At 43.1% G+C, this 18,515-nt stretch carries 18 protein-coding genes and 3 tRNA genes; 10 read left to right on the top strand and 11 right to left on the bottom strand.

Going from position 1 to position 18,515, the window contains the following annotated elements:
* Positions 1-104 precede the first annotated feature (104 nt).
* Positions 105-1,496 carry a Na+/H+ antiporter NhaC family protein gene (locus tag CEW93_RS01150; protein WP_089538553.1) on the top strand — a complete coding sequence of 464 codons (1,392 nt, stop codon included), beginning with the start codon at positions 105-107 and terminating at the stop codon, positions 1,494-1,496.
* Positions 1,497-1,623: 127 nt separating this feature from the next.
* On the opposite strand, the gene yiaA is transcribed toward CEW93_RS01150, so the two are convergent.
* Entirely contained in the window at positions 1,624-2,073 is a 450-nt protein-coding gene (yiaA, locus tag CEW93_RS01145) for an inner membrane protein YiaA (protein ID WP_089538554.1), read from the bottom strand.
* A gap of 143 nt (positions 2,074-2,216) precedes the next feature.
* Here yiaA and lon point away from each other — a divergent pair, with 143 nt between their 5' ends.
* The 7 genes from lon to CEW93_RS01110 all read left to right on the top strand — a co-directional run bounded on the left by lon (position 2,217) and on the right by CEW93_RS01110 (position 9,299).
* The gene (gene lon, locus CEW93_RS01140; RefSeq protein WP_089538555.1) at positions 2,217-4,622 is read left to right on the top strand and encodes an endopeptidase La; all 2,406 of its coding nucleotides are present in this window, start codon (positions 2,217-2,219) and stop codon (positions 4,620-4,622) included.
* A 185-nt stretch (positions 4,623-4,807) separates the two neighbouring features.
* Positions 4,808-5,059 (top strand): hypothetical protein, encoded by a 252-nt coding sequence (locus tag CEW93_RS01135; RefSeq protein WP_089538556.1) that lies wholly within the window; start codon positions 4,808-4,810, stop codon positions 5,057-5,059.
* Between the two features lie 113 nt (positions 5,060-5,172).
* Entirely contained in the window at positions 5,173-5,790 is a 618-nt protein-coding gene (locus CEW93_RS01130; RefSeq protein WP_089538642.1) for a septation protein IspZ, read from the top strand.
* Between the two features lie 66 nt (positions 5,791-5,856).
* On the top strand, positions 5,857-6,165 hold the full coding sequence (locus CEW93_RS01125) for a YciI family protein (RefSeq protein WP_089538557.1): 309 nt from the start codon (positions 5,857-5,859) through the stop codon (positions 6,163-6,165).
* On the top strand, positions 6,158-6,658 hold the full coding sequence (locus CEW93_RS01120) for a hypothetical protein (protein ID WP_089538558.1): 501 nt from the start codon (positions 6,158-6,160) through the stop codon (positions 6,656-6,658). The genes CEW93_RS01125 and CEW93_RS01120 overlap by 8 nt, the downstream gene beginning before the upstream one ends.
* Positions 6,658-8,541, top strand: a complete 1,884-nt coding sequence (gene mnmC, locus CEW93_RS01115; protein WP_089538559.1) for an FAD-dependent 5-carboxymethylaminomethyl-2-thiouridine(34) oxidoreductase MnmC — start codon at positions 6,658-6,660, stop codon at positions 8,539-8,541. Before CEW93_RS01120 ends, mnmC begins: the two co-directional genes overlap by 1 nt.
* 8 nt (positions 8,542-8,549) lie before the next feature.
* Positions 8,550-9,299: a ribonuclease HII gene (locus CEW93_RS01110; RefSeq protein ID WP_255503876.1), complete on the top strand. Its 750-nt coding sequence runs from the start codon at positions 8,550-8,552 to the stop codon at positions 9,297-9,299.
* 51 nt (positions 9,300-9,350) lie between these two features.
* Here the strand turns inward: CEW93_RS01110 and CEW93_RS01105 are convergent, their stop codons facing one another.
* The 8 genes from CEW93_RS01105 to CEW93_RS01070 all read right to left on the bottom strand — a co-directional run bounded on the left by CEW93_RS01105 (position 9,351) and on the right by CEW93_RS01070 (position 13,356).
* Positions 9,351-9,539, bottom strand: a complete 189-nt coding sequence (locus CEW93_RS01105) for a hypothetical protein (protein ID WP_143822736.1) — start codon at positions 9,537-9,539, stop codon at positions 9,351-9,353.
* A gap of 25 nt (positions 9,540-9,564) precedes the next feature.
* Positions 9,565-10,779 carry an RtcB family protein gene (locus CEW93_RS01100; protein ID WP_089538561.1) on the bottom strand — a complete coding sequence of 405 codons (1,215 nt, stop codon included), beginning with the start codon at positions 10,777-10,779 and terminating at the stop codon, positions 9,565-9,567.
* 544 nt (positions 10,780-11,323) lie between these two features.
* A complete protein-coding gene (locus CEW93_RS01095; RefSeq protein WP_089538562.1) occupies positions 11,324-11,776 on the bottom strand; it encodes a universal stress protein in 453 nt (150 codons plus the stop codon).
* Between the two features lie 246 nt (positions 11,777-12,022).
* Entirely contained in the window at positions 12,023-12,424 is a 402-nt protein-coding gene (locus CEW93_RS01090) for a hypothetical protein (protein ID WP_089538563.1), read from the bottom strand.
* 209 nt (positions 12,425-12,633) lie between these two features.
* Positions 12,634-12,709 (bottom strand) — tRNA-His (locus CEW93_RS01085).
* Between the two features lie 28 nt (positions 12,710-12,737).
* Positions 12,738-12,814, bottom strand: a tRNA-Arg gene (locus tag CEW93_RS01080).
* Between the two features lie 39 nt (positions 12,815-12,853).
* Positions 12,854-12,930, bottom strand: a tRNA-Pro gene (locus tag CEW93_RS01075).
* A gap of 117 nt (positions 12,931-13,047) precedes the next feature.
* Positions 13,048-13,356: a rhodanese-like domain-containing protein gene (locus tag CEW93_RS01070; RefSeq protein WP_089538644.1), complete on the bottom strand. Its 309-nt coding sequence runs from the start codon at positions 13,354-13,356 to the stop codon at positions 13,048-13,050.
* 88 nt (positions 13,357-13,444) lie between these two features.
* Between CEW93_RS01070 and CEW93_RS01065 the strand changes: the two genes are divergently transcribed.
* A complete protein-coding gene (locus CEW93_RS01065; RefSeq protein WP_089538564.1) occupies positions 13,445-14,008 on the top strand; it encodes a DNA-3-methyladenine glycosylase I in 564 nt (187 codons plus the stop codon).
* 17 nt (positions 14,009-14,025) lie between these two features.
* Complete coding sequence (locus CEW93_RS01060; protein WP_089538565.1) at positions 14,026-15,063, top strand: DUF4105 domain-containing protein; 1,038 nt, start codon at positions 14,026-14,028, stop codon at positions 15,061-15,063.
* Here the strand turns inward: CEW93_RS01060 and CEW93_RS01055 are convergent.
* Positions 15,015-15,803 carry a WG repeat-containing protein gene (locus tag CEW93_RS01055; protein ID WP_089538566.1) on the bottom strand — a complete coding sequence of 263 codons (789 nt, stop codon included), beginning with the start codon at positions 15,801-15,803 and terminating at the stop codon, positions 15,015-15,017. The two genes, CEW93_RS01060 and CEW93_RS01055, sit on opposite strands and share 49 nt — an antisense overlap.
* Before the next feature lie 36 nt (positions 15,804-15,839).
* Entirely contained in the window at positions 15,840-18,488 is a 2,649-nt protein-coding gene (glnD, locus tag CEW93_RS01050; protein WP_089538567.1) for a [protein-PII] uridylyltransferase, read from the bottom strand.
* Positions 18,489-18,515 lie beyond the last annotated feature (27 nt).

The following is an 18,515-nucleotide window of genomic DNA, read 5'->3' as shown; positions in this document are numbered from 1 at the left end:
CAACTTAAAGCCATCAATTATCATACATGAAAGATACCACATGGATTTGACAAACCCATCTTTTGTATGGCTTAATAGTTCATAAAACAAGGAGCTAGTGGTTTATGACTGATACTTTATTAAATATGAAACCCAGCCAAGCGGTTGTCTTGGCAATATTGATTGTCGCTGTGCTTGGCATCACCATGATTGCATGGGGCTGGGTGCCACATCTGTCGCTGATTTTGGTGATTGTGGGCTTGCTGATGTTTGGGCTTATCAAAAAAGTCAAATTTGACGACATGCAAACACACATGGCAAACGGCGTGATGACTGGCATTGGGGCGATTTATCTGTTTTCATTTATTGGGCTTTTGGTTTCGGCTTTGATGATGGCAGGCACCATCCCAACGCTGATTTATTATGGCTTTAATGTGCTTTCACCCAGTACCTTTTATTTGTCCGCCTTTGTCTTGGCTTCGGTCATTGGGGTGGCTTTGGGTAGCGGTTTTACCACGTGTGCCACGGTGGGCGTGGCGTTTTTGGGTATGGCAAGTGTCTTTGACGCCAATCCTGCCATTGTTGCTGGTGCGGTGGTTTCTGGAGCGTTATTTGGCGATAAAATGTCGCCATTATCAGACACCACCAGCATTGCTGCATCCATCGTAGGGATTGATTTGTTTGAGCATATCAAAAACATGATGTATACCACCGTGCCTGCATGGGTGCTAAGTGCCATCATTTTTTGGATGCTATCAGGGCAAAGCAGCGGTAGCGATTTATCAGACATTGCCACCTTGCAACAGCAGCTCATTGATAGCGGGCTTGTGCATGGATATTCGCTCATTGCTTTTGTGGTGCTTGTGGCACTGGCGGTAATGCGAGTCAATGCCATCTATACCATCACCGCTACCATTGCTGTGGCTGTTGTGCTGACTTATCTTCATAGCACGCCTAGCCTTGCCGATTTGGGTGGTTGGTTTTTTGCAGGCTATGCACCCGCCCAAGAGTTGGATTTGGGAGCGGTGGGCAAACTGGTTTCTCGTGGTGGTCTACAAAACATGTTTTTTAGCCAAATCTTGGTGATTTTGGCGTTGAGCCTTGGTGGGCTGTTGCATGCTTTGGGTATTTTGCCAGCACTGCTAGATGGTGCTAGACACTTACTCACCAAAGCCAGCCGTGGCGTGATGGCAGCTGCCTTTACTTCATTTGGCATCAATGTGCTTGTTGGCGAACAGTATTTAAGCCTATTGTTATCTGGCAACACGTTTTTACCAGAGTTTAAGCGTCTAGGTTTGCACCCAAAAAATTTGGCTCGCACCATTGAAGATGCTGGCACCGTCATCAACCCCTTGGTGCCTTGGGGCGTGTATGGGGTGTTTTTGGCAGGCACATTTGGCATGCCTGTGGTGGATTATCTGCCTTATGCTTTCTTTTGCTATCTAAGTCTGGCACTGACGCTTATTTTTGGCATGACAGGATTTACCATCAGTCGCATCGAGCCACAGCACTCATAAACCAAACCAAAAAAGGGATTGCAAAATCTCTTTGCTTATTATCTGTTTATGCTTAATGATAAATTTAAAAGACAAACTCAGCCATCAAAACGCCTTGTTTTAATCACGCCAACAGTCATGATTGACACTACTTTAAATACTCATTTTCAAAAACATCTGCCTTTGTGTCATAAAGCTCATCACCTTTGGCACTTTGCAAATCACGGATGTTTTTTTGAATGGTAATCACCGCAAACAGCGACAACGTAAACGCCATGAAATAATAACCCTTTTCACTTGGCATGAGCGTTGCGTTCCACAGACCCACAGTAATCAGCACCAATGCCAAAGCCAATGCCAACCAACTAATGCCATAATAAATGCCTGACACAGGGATGTTTTCTGCTTTATCACGAATGGTTTTTTGTAAACTGATTGCCGCATATAGCCCCAACGCAAGCACCGCAACATAATAACCCTTTTCATTTAACTGCATTTGAGCATTATAAAGCCCAATCAAAAACCCCAACACTCCCACACCAAGTACCGCCCAAGACGCCCCAATATAAGCAGAAGTTGGTTTGTTTATGGTAATCATGGCATTTCCTTAATAAACGGTTGTACTAATTTCATAATTTAGCAAAATTTATCATACTTGACAAGCAAAAACACCCCCACCCCTTGCAATTTAGCACACCCACCACCATAACAGGCTGACATTATAAGAATTTGGAGTTTATCATGTCTGATAACCAAACCCTGCCTTTGCTTGCTGTGCGTGATGTCGTGGTTTATCCGCACATGCAAATCGCCCTATTTGTGGGTCGCAAAAAGTCCATTCGTGCCATTGAGATTGCCCAAGAACAACATGACGGCATGATTTTGGTCGTCTCCCAAAAAGACTCACTCACCGAAGAGATTGAACTTAACAACCTACACCCTTATGGCACGCTGTGCAAAATCGTCAGCATCATGCCCCATGATGGCGATGACAAAACTTTAAAAGTACTGATTGAGGGCTTATCTCGTACCAAAGTCCAAGACATTACCGATGATGAGATTTTTGTTGCCACATTTAACAAAGAACAAGTCATTAACACGCTTAATGACAGCGACCAAGATGCCCAAAAATCGCTACTTTTGGGGCGGTTTAATGATTATGCCGAAGCCAATTTGCGTAATGCTCGTGAGTTGACTCGTGTGGCAGGTCGCATTGATGATTTGCTTGAACTGATTTATTTTGTTGCCACTCGCACCGCCATGCCCCTAGATGACAAACAAAAAATCCTAACTGGCAATGATGTGCATGAGTATTTAGACATTTTAAATGACTATTTTATCAAAAACCAAACCGAACAATCCATTGAAAACGAGCTACAAGAGTCTGTTCGCAAACAGATGGAAAACAATCATCGTGAGTACTTTTTAAATGAAAAAATGAAAGCGATTAAATCGGAGCTGTCTGATTTAAATAATGGCGAAGATGACGAAGATGGCGAGCTTGAAAAACGCCTAAACGATGCCGATTTGCCTGATGATGTCCGCAAAAAAGCCCAAACAGAATTTAAAAAATTAAAACAAATGCCTTCTAATTCATCAGAAGCATCAGTGGTGCGTGGCTATATAGAGTGGATTTTGGACACGCCTTGGAAAAAGACCAGCAAAACATCTGCCGACATCAAAAAAGCCAAACAAATCCTAGATAAGGACCATTATGGGCTTGATGATGTCAAAGACCGCATTGTGGAGTATTTGGCGGTGCAATCTCGTGTCAAAAAAATGCGTGGTCCTATTTTGTGCCTTGTTGGTCCGCCGGGGGTGGGCAAAACATCGCTTGGTGAAAGCATTGCTCGTGCCACAGGGCGTAAATTTGTGCGTATGGCATTGGGCGGGGTGCGTGATGAAGCTGAGATTCGTGGTCATAGACGCACTTATATTGGGTCTATGCCCGGCAAAATCGTGCAATCTTTGGCAAAAGTTGAAGTTAAAAATCCGCTATTTTTGCTAGATGAGATTGACAAAATGGCACAAGACTACCGTGGCGACCCAGCGTCTGCCTTGCTTGAAGTTTTGGACCCATCACAAAACAACAGCTTTAACGACCATTATTTAGACCTTGATTTGGATTTGTCGGAAGTGATGTTTATTTGTACTGCCAACAGTATGAACATTCCGCCTGCCCTGCTTGACCGCATGGAAGTGATTCGCTTACCCGGCTATACCGAAGATGAAAAACTCAATATCGCCAAAAATTACCTAACCCCCAAAGCCTTGGAGCAAAATGGACTGGGTGAAAACGAACTTGACATCACAGATGAAGCGGTCATCAGCATTATCCGCCACTACACCCGAGAGTCAGGTGTGCGTAATTTGGAGCGTGAGATTAACAAAATCAGCCGTAAAGCCGTACGTTCACAAGTAGAAACCTACGGTGTTAAACCCAAAAAAGGCACAACCATCCAGTCCATCAGTATCAATGATGACAACATTGCCGATTACCTTGGCGTCAAGCCGTTTGATTTTGGCTTGGCAGAAAAAGAGCCAGAAGTTGGGCGTATTACAGGGTTGGCATGGACATCAGTGGGCGGAGAGCTTTTAACCATTGAAACTGCGACCATGCAAGGCAAAGGCGAGCTCACCTTTACAGGTTCATTGGGCGATGTCATGAAAGAGTCAATCCGTGCCGCCATGAGTGTGGTGCGTGCAGGGGGAGACAGATTTGGTATCAGTTATGATAAATTTAAAGAAACTGACATTCATGTGCATATGCCAGAAGGTGCCACACCCAAAGATGGACCATCAGCAGGCATCGCTTTGACGACCGCCATTGTTTCTGCATTTACAGACATACCAATCCGAGCTGACATTGCCATGACAGGTGAAGTAACACTGCGTGGCAAAGTCTTACGCATTGGCGGACTTAAAGAGAAACTCTTAGCGGCTCATCGTGGCGGTATTAAACATGTGCTAATCCCCAAATCCAACGAGCGAGATTTGGCGGACATTCCTGATAATGTCAAAGACGGCCTGACCATTCAGACCGTTGAGAGCATTGATGAAGTGTTTAGCACCGCCCTAACATCACCGCTCATACCCCTAAAGCCAAGCGTGATGGTTAAAACTGACGAGCAAACACTAAGAAACTGATGTAACTGCCAACAAACCCAGCCTTGTGCTGGGTTTTTGCTGTGTAATACACCAAAGATATTATTTAAAATTCTGTAATAAAATCAAAAATTTGGCAAGAATTTTCTACCAAACACTCCCACACAGTTAGAAAATTTTATCTATACTACACTAATGGCAATCACACCCAGTTATTTGGAGACCTTATGAAAATTCTCACACCCATTGCAACTTTGCTTGCTTTGAGCTTAACTGCTCCTGCCTTTGCTGATGGCACTTATCACCACCCACACCACAAAAACCACGCCACACCCCAATCACAAGTACAAACCAATGTTACCAAAACGCCTGATGCACAATTTGACATCAGCCAACAAACACACCATCACTCACAAGCCCAACACAAACGACATGGCAAAGCACACCCACACCACCCAAAACACGCTCATCACAGATAATGCCAAACCGCTCATTTGGGCGGTTTTTAATCATTTTTAAAAAACCCAAACAAAAAGCTGATTTTTCCTACAAAACCATGTAAAATATGGCGTTTAAATCACAAGATAACCCCATGAAATCCTTACTTGATTTTTTGCCACTCATCATCTTTTATGTTTTATATAAAAACACGGACAAAGCAGATGCAAATCACCCCTTATTAAGCCTTTTTGGGCTGTCTGGTGGCGTGAATAATAATCATGTTTTGGTGGGAACGCTTGGGCTGGTACTGGCAACCGTGCTGGTTTATGGCTATTTATTTATCAGCCAAAAATTTCGCCTAGAAAAACAGCAGTGGCTTGTGCTTATCATGACGGTAGGTTTTGGCGGTCTCACCTTAGCACTCAGTGATGATTATTATATCCGCCTAAAAGCGGTGCTAATTAACCTTGCATTTGCCCTAGGGATTGTCATCTCGCCTGTATTTATCAAAAATAAAGAGCCTGTCGTCAAAAAATTATTTGGACCGGTTTTGGCACTTTCACCACAAGGCTGGATACGATTAAACTGGGCTTGGGCGGGCTTATTTGCACTGATGGCGACACTACATGCCTTTTTTGCCTTTGTGTTTATGGGGGGTGAATATTGGGGAGAATTTACCGCTTTTGGCGACATCATTGTGATGATGACGTTTATGATAATCATGTTTGTGGTATTACGCAAACATTTTAAATTAAATGAACACGCCTAAAAATAATTTTAAATCAATAGCAAATCACATCACAGATTAAATTTAATCAGTTTATTAGGAATAACCATGCCATTATTTGCCATCATCGGTCATGACGTTGCCGACAGTAGTGCCAAACGCACCGAAATTCGCCCTGCTCACTTAGCACGAATCCAAGCCCTACACGCCCAAAATCGCCTTGTTGTCGCAGGTCCAACACCTATCGCACACGGCGAACCTGCCATGAGCGGCAGCCTGATTGTGGCTCATTTTGATGATTTGGAACAAGCTCGTACATGGGTCAATGATGAGCCTTATTTGCATGGCGGTGTGTACAGTCATGTGGACATTAAACCCTTTATCCAAGCCCTACCCAAGGCAGATGACCATGAATAAGACATTGATAATACTGCTTTTTTTATCAATATCCATCGGTGCCACAGCACAATCTACACCGCCATCAACAGCGACAGCCACAGCAGAGCCTGTTGCCAATAAAACCACCCCCATCCCCCAAGAAAACACCACACCACCTGTCAACACCCCACCTGATACTGATACTGCCGCACCCACAGAAACACCCACCAATGGTGAAGGCGAGACGACAGGCACGCCACCGCCAACAAGCCCACATGACCCCAACGCTCCCACACTTGCCCAACTACAATCCCCCAAAGAAAGTGAGCTATCGGCTGCCAACACCGAACTGCTTGCCAAAAACGCCGAGCTTGAAGGACGCATTGCTGAGCTGACCACGCAGGTTAATGTACTGGTCAATGAAAGAAGTGGGCAGCTTTATTTATACGGGGCTTTGACAGTCATCGTCTCCTTGTTGATGGGCGTACTAGGAACATGGTTCATTCTTAACAAGAAAAAATCGGATTGGTAATGAACCACCAAAGCACCCTAAAAAACGCCACCATCACTTGGCAAACCGACCATACAGGCAATACCACGCCCATCTCCACCGCTTTTGATGATGTCTATTTTTCAAAAGCAGGTGGGCTAGATGAGACTCATTACGTCTTTTTGCAAGGCAATGGGCTGCCAACACGCTTTGGTAATCTGACCGACCATCAAAGTTTTGTCATCATGGAGACAGGCTTTGGCACAGGGCTTAACTTTTTGGCAACTTGTCTGTTGTGGTCAAAAACTGCCCCACCCACCGCTCGCCTATACTTTGTCAGCACCGAAAAGCACCCACTGTCTGCCAGTGATTTACAAAAAGCCCTACACATCTGGCAAGACCATGCAGAGCTAAAAGAGCAGATTGACAAGCTACTCACCCAATACCCAATGGCACTGTCAGGCTGTCATCGCTTGCATTTTGGGGCGATTACGCTGGATTTGTGGTTGGGGGACGCTTATGAAAGTTTTTGTCAAATGCATACAAAGACAGGCTTGGCGGACGCTTGGTTTTTAGATGGCTTTGCCCCCAGCAAAAACAGCGAGCTGTGGTCGCCACAGATTTTTGAGCAGATTGCTCGGCTATCCAAACCAAATGCCACCCTTGCCACCTTTACCAGTGCTGGCTTTGTCAAACGAGCCTTGCAGTCCATTGGCATGACGGTGGTCAAAACCAAAGGCTTTGGGCGTAAGCGAGAGATGATTACCGCCCATTTTAATCAGCCCGCCACACACACGCCCGCACCACGCACCGCCGCCGTCATTGGAGCAGGCATTTCGGGGCTGTTTAGTGCCTACGCATTGGCACGCCGTGGCGTATCAGTAACGCTCATTGACAAAACCGCTCCCATCGCAGGGGCGTCAGGCAACCCAAAAGCCCTATTCGCCCCCAAACTAAGCCTACCAGATGGCGTGGCTCATCATCTGCCTACGGTTGGTTTTTTGTACGCTCATCGCATTTATAAAGCACTTAATGAGTGGTCAAATACAACGATTTTTGAACAAACAGGGGTGGTGGATTTTTTATTGCCCACCCAAAAATCGTACGACAAACTTGCCAAACTGGTCAATAGTTATCCTGATGAACTGATTTATCAGTTTAATCATGAGCTAAATTCAGATAATGACGATTTTAATCAACACACCATCAACACCTTTATTCAAAAAGCGGGGTTAATAGATACCCAAAATTTAGCAGATGTTGTGTTATCGCACCCTTTGATTGATTTTAAAAAATTTAATGTCATTTCCATTGACACTTATCATCAAAAAACCATCATCAAAGACGAACAACAAACGCTCACATCAGACATTGCTGTGATTTGTGCAGGCTTTGAAAGTCATTTATTAAACGGTCAATTATTTAATCCACGCAAAATCCGTGGTCAAGTCTCTTTTTTATCTATCGCAAACAAAGACGATACAGCAAAGACGGCATTAGCCACCCCCATCAAGTACGATGGTTATTGTGCCAGTTTCAATGACACCTTGCTGATGGGAGCAAGTTTTGTGCGTAACTGCACCGACACAGAAGTCAAAGCTGACGAACACGCCTTTAACTTACACAAATTTAGCCAAGCCTTACCCACACTTGCTCAAAAACTTAACATCAACCCTGCTGATTTGCAGGGACGTGCTAGCATACGAGCCCAAACGCCTGACTATCACCCCCTTGTTGGCAAGGTGGAAGGACAGATTTACACCATCTATGGCATGGGCTCAAAGGGATTTAGCTTTACCCCTTTATGTGGTGAAATTTTGGCAGACATGGTGTGTCATACGCCCATCTGTGTCAGCCAAGCTCTACTAGACAAGCTCTTGCCTGCACGCCCACGACTACAAAACCCCATTGACCAAACTTGCTAACAACACTCATGAAAGCCCACACCGCAAACACCCACATCTATGATTGTACGATTTTTAGTCATAAAAATTATGAGCCAACCAACACACGCCCCATCACCATAGGCATTGATGAAGTGGGGCGTGGCTCACTGTTTGGTCAAATGACGGTGGCTGCGGTGATTTTGAGCGATGAGCTAACGGGCGAATTTGGGCAGATTGATTTGACAAACACGCCACTTACCGCCATCAACGACAGCAAACAGCTCTCAGAAAAAAAGCGAGATAAGCTTTTTGAGCCCATCAAAACCACCTGCCAAAGTTATACCATCATTGACATACCTGCTTTTGTGATTGATAAAATTGACATCTATCAAGCGACACTTTTGGGCATGAGACTAGCAATTGAGCAGCTGCTCACTGTCAATGAGCTTTACCCCCATGATGATATCCGTATTTTGATAGATGGCAATGCCACGCCAACACTGTCGCCAGACTTTGCCGACTTTCAGCACACCATCAACACCCTAATAAAAGGCGATACCAAACACAGCAGTATCGCTTGTGCCAGTATTTTAGCAAAGGTACACCGTGATACTGCCATGTGTGAATTTGCCAAACGCTACCCACAGTATCATCTTGATAAACACAAAGGCTACGCCAGCAAAGCCCACACCACCGCCATCTATAAGCATGGGATATTACCAGAACACCGCAAAAGTTTTAATCCCATGCGAACCATATTACAAAATCAGCTTTTTAATCACCCATCAGATTTTTAATCAAAAAACCTGTCATCAATAATTTTGCCAATCGCATTTTACTGACAATCACTAATAGGACTTTTTTAAAAATAACTTCATCAGTTTGCGGTCTTTTTTGTGGCGTGTTTTGGGATTATCTTTGTCATGGACACCACCCTTTTTTAATAACGGACTTAGGGCGGATAAATTGCGTGCTTTGGGCATATTTACCCCACCCATATAAGATTTTTCGTTTTTTAATTGCTGTTTTAAACTCATGTTTTCACCCATTTTTAGTCATCAATTAACCTTTGATGCACATCACTTGTTTTAAGGTATGCACCACTTCCACCAAATCACGCTGATTGTCCATCACCACATCAATGTCTTTGTACGCTTGTGGGATTTCATCCAACACGCCTTTGTCTTTGCGACATTCCACGCCTGATGTTTGTGCTTTTAAATCATCCACGTTAAACTGACGCATTGCCTTGCCACGACTCATCGCTCGCCCTGCCCCATGCGAGCACGAACAAAAGCTCTCACGATTGCCCTTGCCACGCACGATATAAGATTTTGCTCCCATGCTACCGGGGATAATGCCCAGCTCACCATCATAGGCACTAATCGCCCCTTTGCGAGTAACATAGACATCTTGCCCAAAATGCGTCTCTTGGCTGACGTAGTTGTGATGGCAGTTAATCGCTTCTTTGGTGATGGTAAAGTGTGGAAAATGAGCGTCTTTGGATTGTAACGCCTTGATAATCAATCGCATCATCTCTTTACGGTTTTCCATCGCATAATCCTGAGCCCAGCCCACCGCTTCTATATAATCATCAAAATACGCCGACCCTTCGGCAAAATAGGACAAATCACGGTCAGGAATGTAGCCTAAGCGTGTTTCGTTTTCTTTTTTGGCAAGGGTGATAAAATACTCACCAATACAGCTGCCAATGCCACGACTGCCCGAGTGGAGCATAATCCAAACGTCTTGATTTTCGTCCACACACAGCTCAATAAAATGGTTGCCACCGCCGAGCGTGCCCAGCTGTTTTGCCCATGTTCGCTCAAAGTTATTTAGCATTTTTAGTAAGCCCTTATGCTTATCGGTAATGCGTTTTAGGCGGATTGCCAAGGGGTCAAGCGTACTCATCTTTGCCATGATTTGTTTGTGCTTGGCAAAGCCCACAGGCACATGTTTTTCAATGGCAAGACGGGCTGTTTTTAAGTTATCAGGCAGCTGACACGCTTTGATAGACAATCGCAGGGCATTCATGCCACAACCAATGTCCACGCCCACCGCCGCAGGGATAATCGCCGATTTGGTTGGTATCACACTGCCCACCGTCGCCCCTTTGCCTGCATGCACATCAGGCATCACCGCAATGTGCGAGTGAATAAACTGTAACTGACTTAACGCATACAGCTGATTGAGTGCTGACTGCTCCACATCGGTGGTATAAATCTTGACAGGCACGCCGTTTTTGGCATGTTCATTTAAAATAAGTTGAATACTCATATTGATATTTCTCTAACAAATTGACTTGGTAGGTCTATTAAAAAAAAGACAATAAACCCCCTTACCAAAAATTAACCATTTTTAGCAATTCATCAATTAAAAAGACAATAATTCCCCCATCACTTTTTAAATAAAAAAGCGACAAGATTGATTTATAAAAAAAGAAAAAACCGAATAAGACGTTTAAATTAAACCATGGTATTTGACTACCAATAGTTTAATAAAATTTGGGCAATAAAAAACGGTGTCAGCCTTGATATAACAGGCTTTAACACCGTAAGATGAATGGGGTTATTTTATGAAAGTTAAATAAAATAAACCTTGCCCAAACAATCAATACGGCTTGTCTTATGTGTTGTAAAATTAAGAACAGACATTGTTTTACTCCTATTGCTGTTTGGGTGAATGACAAATTATCCATAAAAGATAATCAACGATACGCATATAATAAGACTTTAAAATAAAAAGTCAAGATATTTTTAAAACATTTAAATAAAATCCCCATAAAAAAGGGCAGAATATCCGCCCTTTTCTTTAATGCCACTTAGTCCACTTGTGCCAACTGCACCACCAAAAAATCGGCATCCACATCAGGCAAAATGCTGTCTGCGGTCGCTCCTGTCAGCCACGCTGACAACCCTGTGCGTTTGTGGCGACCGATGATAACTAAGTCAATGGCGTGGCTTTTGCAGTAATCTATGATGCCTTTACGTCCTGAAATGGCGGTTTTGATTTTGGCATCGTGGGCTTGCAGATTGTTTCTTGCCAAAACTTCCGCCAAACGAGTGCGAGCCATACGACAACGCTCATCGTCAATCTCTTCATGTAAAGCAGTCGCAGGGATAAGCTCGTAACCAAAGCCCAACATGGTCTCCTCTACCACGTGAAGCACAGAAAGCTGTGTGGCAGGCGATGATTCCAAAATCCATTTGGCTTTTTGGGCAACCAAATCGGTATCATCGTTTAAATCAGTAACCATTAAAGCGTGTTGATACATGAAAAACTCCTTAATGTAATTAGGGTCTTTTTAGTATAAGCAAAAATCAACAAAATAACAAGCAAAATCACAAAATAAAACTTGACGTATACTTAATGCTAACTGTTTGATTTTAAACAATTTATAAAATACACGCCAAATTTCGCCTGATGATGATTTTTAAGTGATTTATGATGCTCAACTGCGTTTTACAGACCATCTTGTAAATTTGACCGCATTTAACAAGATGATGTCCAATCTTAATCATCAATCAGAATACAGGTAGGTAAATACCAAGGTGTCTTTGGTGATCTTTCCTGTGGCACGGCAACCTTTTGCGTATTTTTCACGCGTGCCGATTAGGGTGATTTTGGTTTGGTTTGGGGAAACATTGCCCGAAACGCCATAGGTCAAAGGCTCTTGGCAGTATTGTGAAAACACTCGTGCCGTACCATGATAGTGATTGCCCTGCTTAGTACCATCAAACAAAAGCTCACCTGCATAAACGCCCGCTTTTTGCATTTTGTCCGAAGGCTGATGATAGTAAAAATAACGCTGATTGCCCTCAGCCACCAATCTCATGACCGAGCCATTATGATTCCAATAGCTGTCCGCTAGGGCGGTTTGAGCCAAACAAAGCAGACCAACACCTACCAACATTCTAAGCATAAACACGCTCCCATTTTGATGGATTCATATTGATGTCTTATTCTATCATGCCCAAAAATCACGTACAAGGATTTGTACTTAATGTTTGTCATGGGGGAAAATAGATTATTTATTGTTATTTATCGTGATGTAAGCATTGATGATTGAATGATTGATAGACGAGACGTCAAAAACGGTTCATGAACCACCATGAACCGTTTTATTTAATATGGGGTGAGTAATGGGACTTGAACCCACGACAACCGGAATCACAATCCGGGGCTCTACCAACTGAGCTATACCCACCATAATGATTTGTTTTGTAACAGGCAAATGGCACGCCTGGCAGGATTCGAACCTGCGACCACCCGCTTAGAAGGCGGATGCTCTATCCAACTGAGCTACAGGCGCTCGGTATTTACTAACAAAAAAAGCCTAACTAGGCTTAAATGGTCGGGGCGGAGGGATTTGAACCCCCGACCCTCTGCTCCCAAAGCAGATGCGCTACCAAGCTGCGCTACGCCCCGATTTACTTAGCAACATGAAGTTGTTGTTAGTGGTGCGTATTATAGCCGAAATTTAATAAGTGTCAATGAGTTATTTTAAAAATTTGATAAAAAATTTATAAGCCATTGATTTTAAATTTATTTTTCTTTTATCAGCTCCCAACCTAATGCAGCCGCCCCACGAGTGCCACCTGTCAGATGAACATAGGTGCGAGTGGGGTCAAGGCTTTCTAGCAGCTCACAAGCTCGCCCTGCTTTTGTGCCACCACCACACAACACATAAATGTCGCCACAAGTTTGTGCCAGCGTTGTTTCATTGATACACTCAATCGGCATATTGACCGCATAAGCGATATGCCCTTCTTGATATTTATCCGTATCTCTGACGTCCCAAATCGCCAAATCAACCGTTGGCTTAAACTCATCAATAGGCTGAGTTTTAATCATATCACTCCCCGAAATATCCATAAAAATAAGTGCAAGTTTAACAAATTTGCGGTATGATGACAATTTAAAAATTATTAAAGCAAAAACCATGACCCATATTCAGCGTTGCCCGTGGTGTTTATCTGACCGTATGTATATGAATTATCATGACACACAATGGGGCAAAGTGGTAACTGATGATAAGGTATTATTTGCCTGTTTGTGTTTGGAGAGCATGCAATCAGGATTGAGTTGGATGATTATTTTAAAAAAGCGTGATGATTTATATCAAGCCTTTGATGGATTTAATCCCGATAAAATTGCTGATTATGATGATGATAAAATCAATGAGCTGATGAATAATAAAGACATTATTCGTCATAAAGCCAAAATACAAGCCATCATTCATAATGCCAAAATATATTTATCCATCACAAAACATTGCTCTTTTTATGATTATTTATATCAAATCATTAATCAATATGACAGTTTTCCCAAGGACAATCAGCCCATAAATGTCGCTGACATTCCCACCAAAACAGATGTCAGTTTGGCATTATCCAAACAATTAAAAAAGGACGGATTTAAATTTATAGGAGCAACAACATGCTATGCGTTTATGCAAGCGGTTGGCATGGTCAATGACCATCTATTAACCTGTCAATTTAGATAACTATCACAAGGCGTGTTATGGCAATATTATTCGGCATATTATATTTGATGGTGGCATTATGGGCGTGTTTGGCATTGTGGGTGCATCTGCCTTTGGGGAATGCCACCTATCTCATCATATTTTTCACATTTATTTTGGCAATATTATCAATACATCAAATTAAAAGTATTTATCAATTATCATGGATAACACCGACCAACATTCGTATATTATTTTGGCTGATGATTGCAATGGTGTTTGTTTGGTTTATGATGATGACACCAAGCAACAACAGAGCGTGGCAAGATGAGTTTCGTCATCAATTCACCCATCACAAACAAGGGGATATGATTAGCATTCATCATGTGCGTAATTTTCATTGGCATGATGATGGTTATACTGAGCAATGGGAAACTCGCAACTATGATATGCGACAGCTTAAATATTTGGATATGATTAGCACAACTTGGGGGAGCGATGACATTGCTCATATCATGCTGTCATTTGGCTTTGAAAATGACAATGGCAATATAGACAGATTGGTGTTGTCGGTAGAAGCTCGTAAAGAGACTCACGAAGATTTTTCTACCATTGGTGGGTTTTTTCGCTTATATGATTTATCCATCATTGCTGGGGATGAGATGGATTTGATTTATACTCGCACCAATATCCGCAATGAACAAGTGTCCATTTATCCAATCAACTATCCCCAAGATAAAATCAAGCAATTATTTTTAACTTATTTAAATTATGGGCAAACATTATATGACACGCCAAAATTTTATCATTCTTTAATCAGTAACTGCACCACGGTGATTTATGACATGATTAAAGGGTTTGATAAAATACCCATGGATTATCGCATTGTGGTTTCAGGGCGATTGTCATCTTATTTGTATGAGCATGGAGCGATTGATAACACCCATCCGCTAGATGTTTGGCGAACACACGCTCATGCTAATCCCAAAGTGGCTCATTTGGGCAAAAACAGCCACGTCTCATCATCAGAGTTTTCGCAGCTTATCCGTCAGGGGCTGCCCACATCTAATAAACCTGATGTGGGGGCAACTTTTTGACCTTGGGGGTTAATGTGATGTAGCAGACCTTCACTCATCACCATCGCCACGCCATCCACAAAAGCACTGGCAGTATCGTAATTGATGGGCAACACCACATCGCCCTGAGCATTGATATAGCCAAATTTGGGGGCGTGGCTGTTTATTTTATTTAGTCCCACGACCGCCATATTTTCACTAAATCCATCAGCGACATCATAAATAAATGGGATTTTGGTTTTGCCTTGTTTATCAATAAACCCCCATTTATTGCCTTTTTTGGCAGGAATGAGCCCATTTTCAAACCAAATCCCCATGTCATCATAGACAGGCTTGATGGCAAATTTACCTGTTTTATCTATAAAACCATGTTTGCCCTGCTGTATCACTTTGGCTTGACCGTCTAAAAATCCCCATGCGTCATCATAAATGGGCTTGATGGTAAATTTGCCTGTGGCATTAATGTAGCCATATTTACCGCCTGCTTTTACCAATGCCAACCCTTCATCAAAGCCGTACGCCATCTCAAAACGTGGGGCTATTTTAATGTCGCCTTGGGCATTGGCATAGCCATAAAGCTCGCCTGCTTTGATGGGCGTGAGATTTTGGTCGTACTGACAATCTGGGGTAAATTCGCTAAATGTGTAGCCTTGTGGCAATGTGATGGTGTTTTCGCAGGCGTTTTTTTCGTCCACTTCATAAAAGTTGGCAGACGCCACCGTTGCCCAAACAGCACCAACAAGAAAAATAAATCGCTTCATGATTATGATGGTTAAATGCGTATTATTTTAAAAGATTTAGCCCAAAACCGCAACCAAACCCATCTTTAATTCATCAAGCCTGTCATCACTTAGGGTTTTGCCATGCTCATCGCTGATATAAAACACATCTTCGGCACGTTCACCCATGGTCGTAATCCTTGCTTTATGTACTTTAATGTCGTGTTGGCGAAATACTTGACCCACTTTGGCAAGCAAAGCAGGACGGTCTTTGGCAACAAGATTTAAAACGTGATGACCAATATGAGCATGGCTTTTGGCAGGGCTGATGTCTATCTTAGTTGGCACAGTAAAATGCCGAAGCGTGTGATTTTCTAGGCTGGTGCTAACTTGGCAATCATGACCATCAAAGGCTTGACATAAAGCAAGTTTTAGCTCGTCCTGACGGCAGCGGTCGCTTAAAAAATCACTCATAAGAGCACCTTTATCATCACGTTTGGCAAAGCGGTCAATGACAATGTAGCTGTCCAAGGCACACTCAAAGCCAGCAATATGTGCGGTCAAAATATTAGCATCTAGTACCGATAATCCCAATTTATCCAGCACACAAACGATGGTGGCAAACAAATCATCTTGGTCAGGCACACAGATAAATAATAAAATCGCATCTAACGCCAAATCGCTGTGGGGCTTTAAGCTGATGATGGGAGCGGTGGATAATGTGTGTGCATGGCGTAAAATCTCGGTGGTTTGCCAAGCGATGTCGGTGGATTTTTGGGTCAAAAAGTATTCATCACCAAAACCCTGCCACAGCTCATCAAGCACAGTTTTTGGGGTCTGCGTGATGGCTTGGGTATTGACTTTACGGCGATGAATGATGGTTTGTGGGTCGCCCATCTCGCCCATGAGTGCCTTGTGCGTGCTAAGATAAAGCTGTTTTAACAAACTGGCTCGCCACGTATTCCAAAGCTGGCTGTTGGTGGCATTCATATCAGCGACCGTCAGCACATACAGATGGTTTAGACGAGTAATGCTCCCCACCAAACGAGCAAAATGACCAATCACATCAGGGTCATAAATGTCCTTTTTTTGAGCAGTCAGCGACATGGTCAGATGATGACGAACCAACCACGACGCAAATTCGCTGTCATCTTGACTCATGCCATGACTCATACAAAACTCATAGACATCTACCGCCCCAAGCTGGCTATGGTCGCCATCTCGCCCTTTGGCAATGTCATGAAATATGGCACAGATATTTAAAATGTCCTTGCGGTGAATGTGCTGGTAAATCTGACTGACCAAACCAAATTTTTGTTGATATTCATCATTATCAAGGTCGCCAAAACGGTGCAAAATACGCACCAAATACAACGTATGAGCGTCCACCGTATAACAATGAAACAAATCATACTGACTAAGCCCCATAATATCCCTAAACGCAGGCAGATACGCCCCCAACACCCCAAAGCGTTTCATCAGGCGTAGGCGATGAAACAGGTAGTTATTTTCTTGCAAATTTGCCAAAAATAACGCCTTATGGGTAGGGTTGGCTCGATAATCATCATCTATCAAATGTACGGCAAGTGATAAGTGTGTTAGTGTGTTGGCTTGGATTTTTTTAATGCCAAATTGACCCATCGCCAAAAAAATCCTAAGCATGGCAGATGGCTTTTTGATGAACAAATCCCCATCTTGTATGGCAATTTGTACGTCATCTTTGACAGTAAGCTGATAAAAATCGTCATCTAGCACAAGCGTTTTGCATGGTAAGCCCAAATATTTCTCAGCAAAATCATCACACATCAACTCTGATAAACTTGCTGTTGTCATTGCATGATGATAATACTGTCGCATGAGTGCTTCGGCATGGGCGTTGGGGCTTGGATTGTCTTTTAGGATACCTAAACGCATGGCAATTTTGGGTTGTTTGTCAAAATGTATCACTTCATTAGGGCGAGCAGATAAGGCGTGCAGATGATGACGCACCACCCAAAAAAAGCGTCTGGCATTATCCAATGTTAAAGCATGATGAGTGATATTTAGATTGGGGCGTGGCTTGTGGCACAAAGCATAAAAACGGTTTAGCCAATGAATGATGTGAAGGTCTCTAAGTCCGCCCACGCCGTTTTTGATATTGGGTTCTAGGTGATACTCAGTACCGTAGTGCGACAGATGGCGAGCTTTGGCTTCGTGGATTTTGGCATGATAAAACTGCTGTATCGTCCAAAGTTTGCTCAGCGTATTTGTTGGTGTGTCTGCCAAACTGGTGTTGCCTACGATAAAACGCGTATCAAGCACCGCCGTGGCAAAGCTTGGCTCATTCATGCCATCTGCCAGCGTATCTGTGCTGTGTACAGAGATGGCAGGCGTGATACCAATATCCCAAAGCGTTGCCACAAAGCGTTCGATGGCAGCTTGGTGTTTTTGTATGTCTTTGCCCAGTATCAACATATCCACATCAGAATAAGGAAAAAGCTCCCCACGCCCATAGCCACCTATGGCAAACAAAGCAAGTTCATCTGATAAAACCTGAGCAAATACCTGAGCGAGCATGTCGTCCATTGTTTGTGTGCGAAGCTGTATAAACTGGTCAATGTTTTCTACTGCTTGCAATCCCAACAAAGTGATTTGGTGGTCTATGCTCTCATTAAGTGTGTGCAGATGGTTTTTGTAGTCTGCGGTGCTAAATGGTGGTAAAGAAGGTAAAAAATGAGATGAAATCATACTATTTTTAAGTAAAAATTAAAAAGT

It is taken from the genome of Moraxella sp. VT-16-12 (assembly GCF_002224245.2).
Taxonomy (GTDB): Bacteria; Pseudomonadota; Gammaproteobacteria; order Pseudomonadales; family Moraxellaceae; genus Moraxella.
This window is presented reverse-complemented; position numbering and strand designations above follow the sequence as displayed.

Excerpts from the sequence above, each read along its gene's own strand:
- CEW93_RS01105 (WP_143822736.1), bottom strand. The coding sequence starts at position 9,539 with ATGAGTTTAAAACAGCAATTAAAAAACGAAAAATCTTATATGGGTGGG.
- CEW93_RS01095 (WP_089538562.1), bottom strand. The coding sequence starts at position 11,776 with ATGTATCAACACGCTTTAATGGTTACTGATTTAAACGATGATACCGAT.
- CEW93_RS01060 (WP_089538565.1), top strand. The coding sequence starts at position 14,026 with ATGGCAATATTATTCGGCATATTATATTTGATGGTGGCATTATGGGCG.
- lon (WP_089538555.1), top strand. The coding sequence starts at position 2,217 with ATGTCTGATAACCAAACCCTGCCTTTGCTTGCTGTGCGTGATGTCGTG.
- mnmC (WP_089538559.1), top strand. The coding sequence starts at position 6,658 with ATGAACCACCAAAGCACCCTAAAAAACGCCACCATCACTTGGCAAACC.
- CEW93_RS01135 (WP_089538556.1), top strand. The coding sequence starts at position 4,808 with ATGAAAATTCTCACACCCATTGCAACTTTGCTTGCTTTGAGCTTAACT.
- CEW93_RS01150 (WP_089538553.1), top strand. The coding sequence starts at position 105 with ATGACTGATACTTTATTAAATATGAAACCCAGCCAAGCGGTTGTCTTG.
- CEW93_RS01110 (WP_255503876.1), top strand. The coding sequence starts at position 8,550 with ATGAAAGCCCACACCGCAAACACCCACATCTATGATTGTACGATTTTT.
- CEW93_RS01125 (WP_089538557.1), top strand. The coding sequence starts at position 5,857 with ATGCCATTATTTGCCATCATCGGTCATGACGTTGCCGACAGTAGTGCC.
- CEW93_RS01120 (WP_089538558.1), top strand. The coding sequence starts at position 6,158 with ATGAATAAGACATTGATAATACTGCTTTTTTTATCAATATCCATCGGT.
- CEW93_RS01070 (WP_089538644.1), bottom strand. The coding sequence starts at position 13,356 with ATGATTAAAACTCAGCCTATTGATGAGTTTAAGCCAACGGTTGATTTG.
- CEW93_RS01130 (WP_089538642.1), top strand. The coding sequence starts at position 5,173 with ATGAAATCCTTACTTGATTTTTTGCCACTCATCATCTTTTATGTTTTA.
- yiaA (WP_089538554.1), bottom strand. The coding sequence starts at position 2,073 with ATGATTACCATAAACAAACCAACTTCTGCTTATATTGGGGCGTCTTGG.
- glnD (WP_089538567.1), bottom strand. The coding sequence starts at position 18,488 with ATGATTTCATCTCATTTTTTACCTTCTTTACCACCATTTAGCACCGCA.
- CEW93_RS01100 (WP_089538561.1), bottom strand. The coding sequence starts at position 10,779 with ATGAGTATTCAACTTATTTTAAATGAACATGCCAAAAACGGCGTGCCT.
- CEW93_RS01090 (WP_089538563.1), bottom strand. The coding sequence starts at position 12,424 with ATGCTTAGAATGTTGGTAGGTGTTGGTCTGCTTTGTTTGGCTCAAACC.
- CEW93_RS01055 (WP_089538566.1), bottom strand. The coding sequence starts at position 15,803 with ATGAAGCGATTTATTTTTCTTGTTGGTGCTGTTTGGGCAACGGTGGCG.
- CEW93_RS01065 (WP_089538564.1), top strand. The coding sequence starts at position 13,445 with ATGACCCATATTCAGCGTTGCCCGTGGTGTTTATCTGACCGTATGTAT.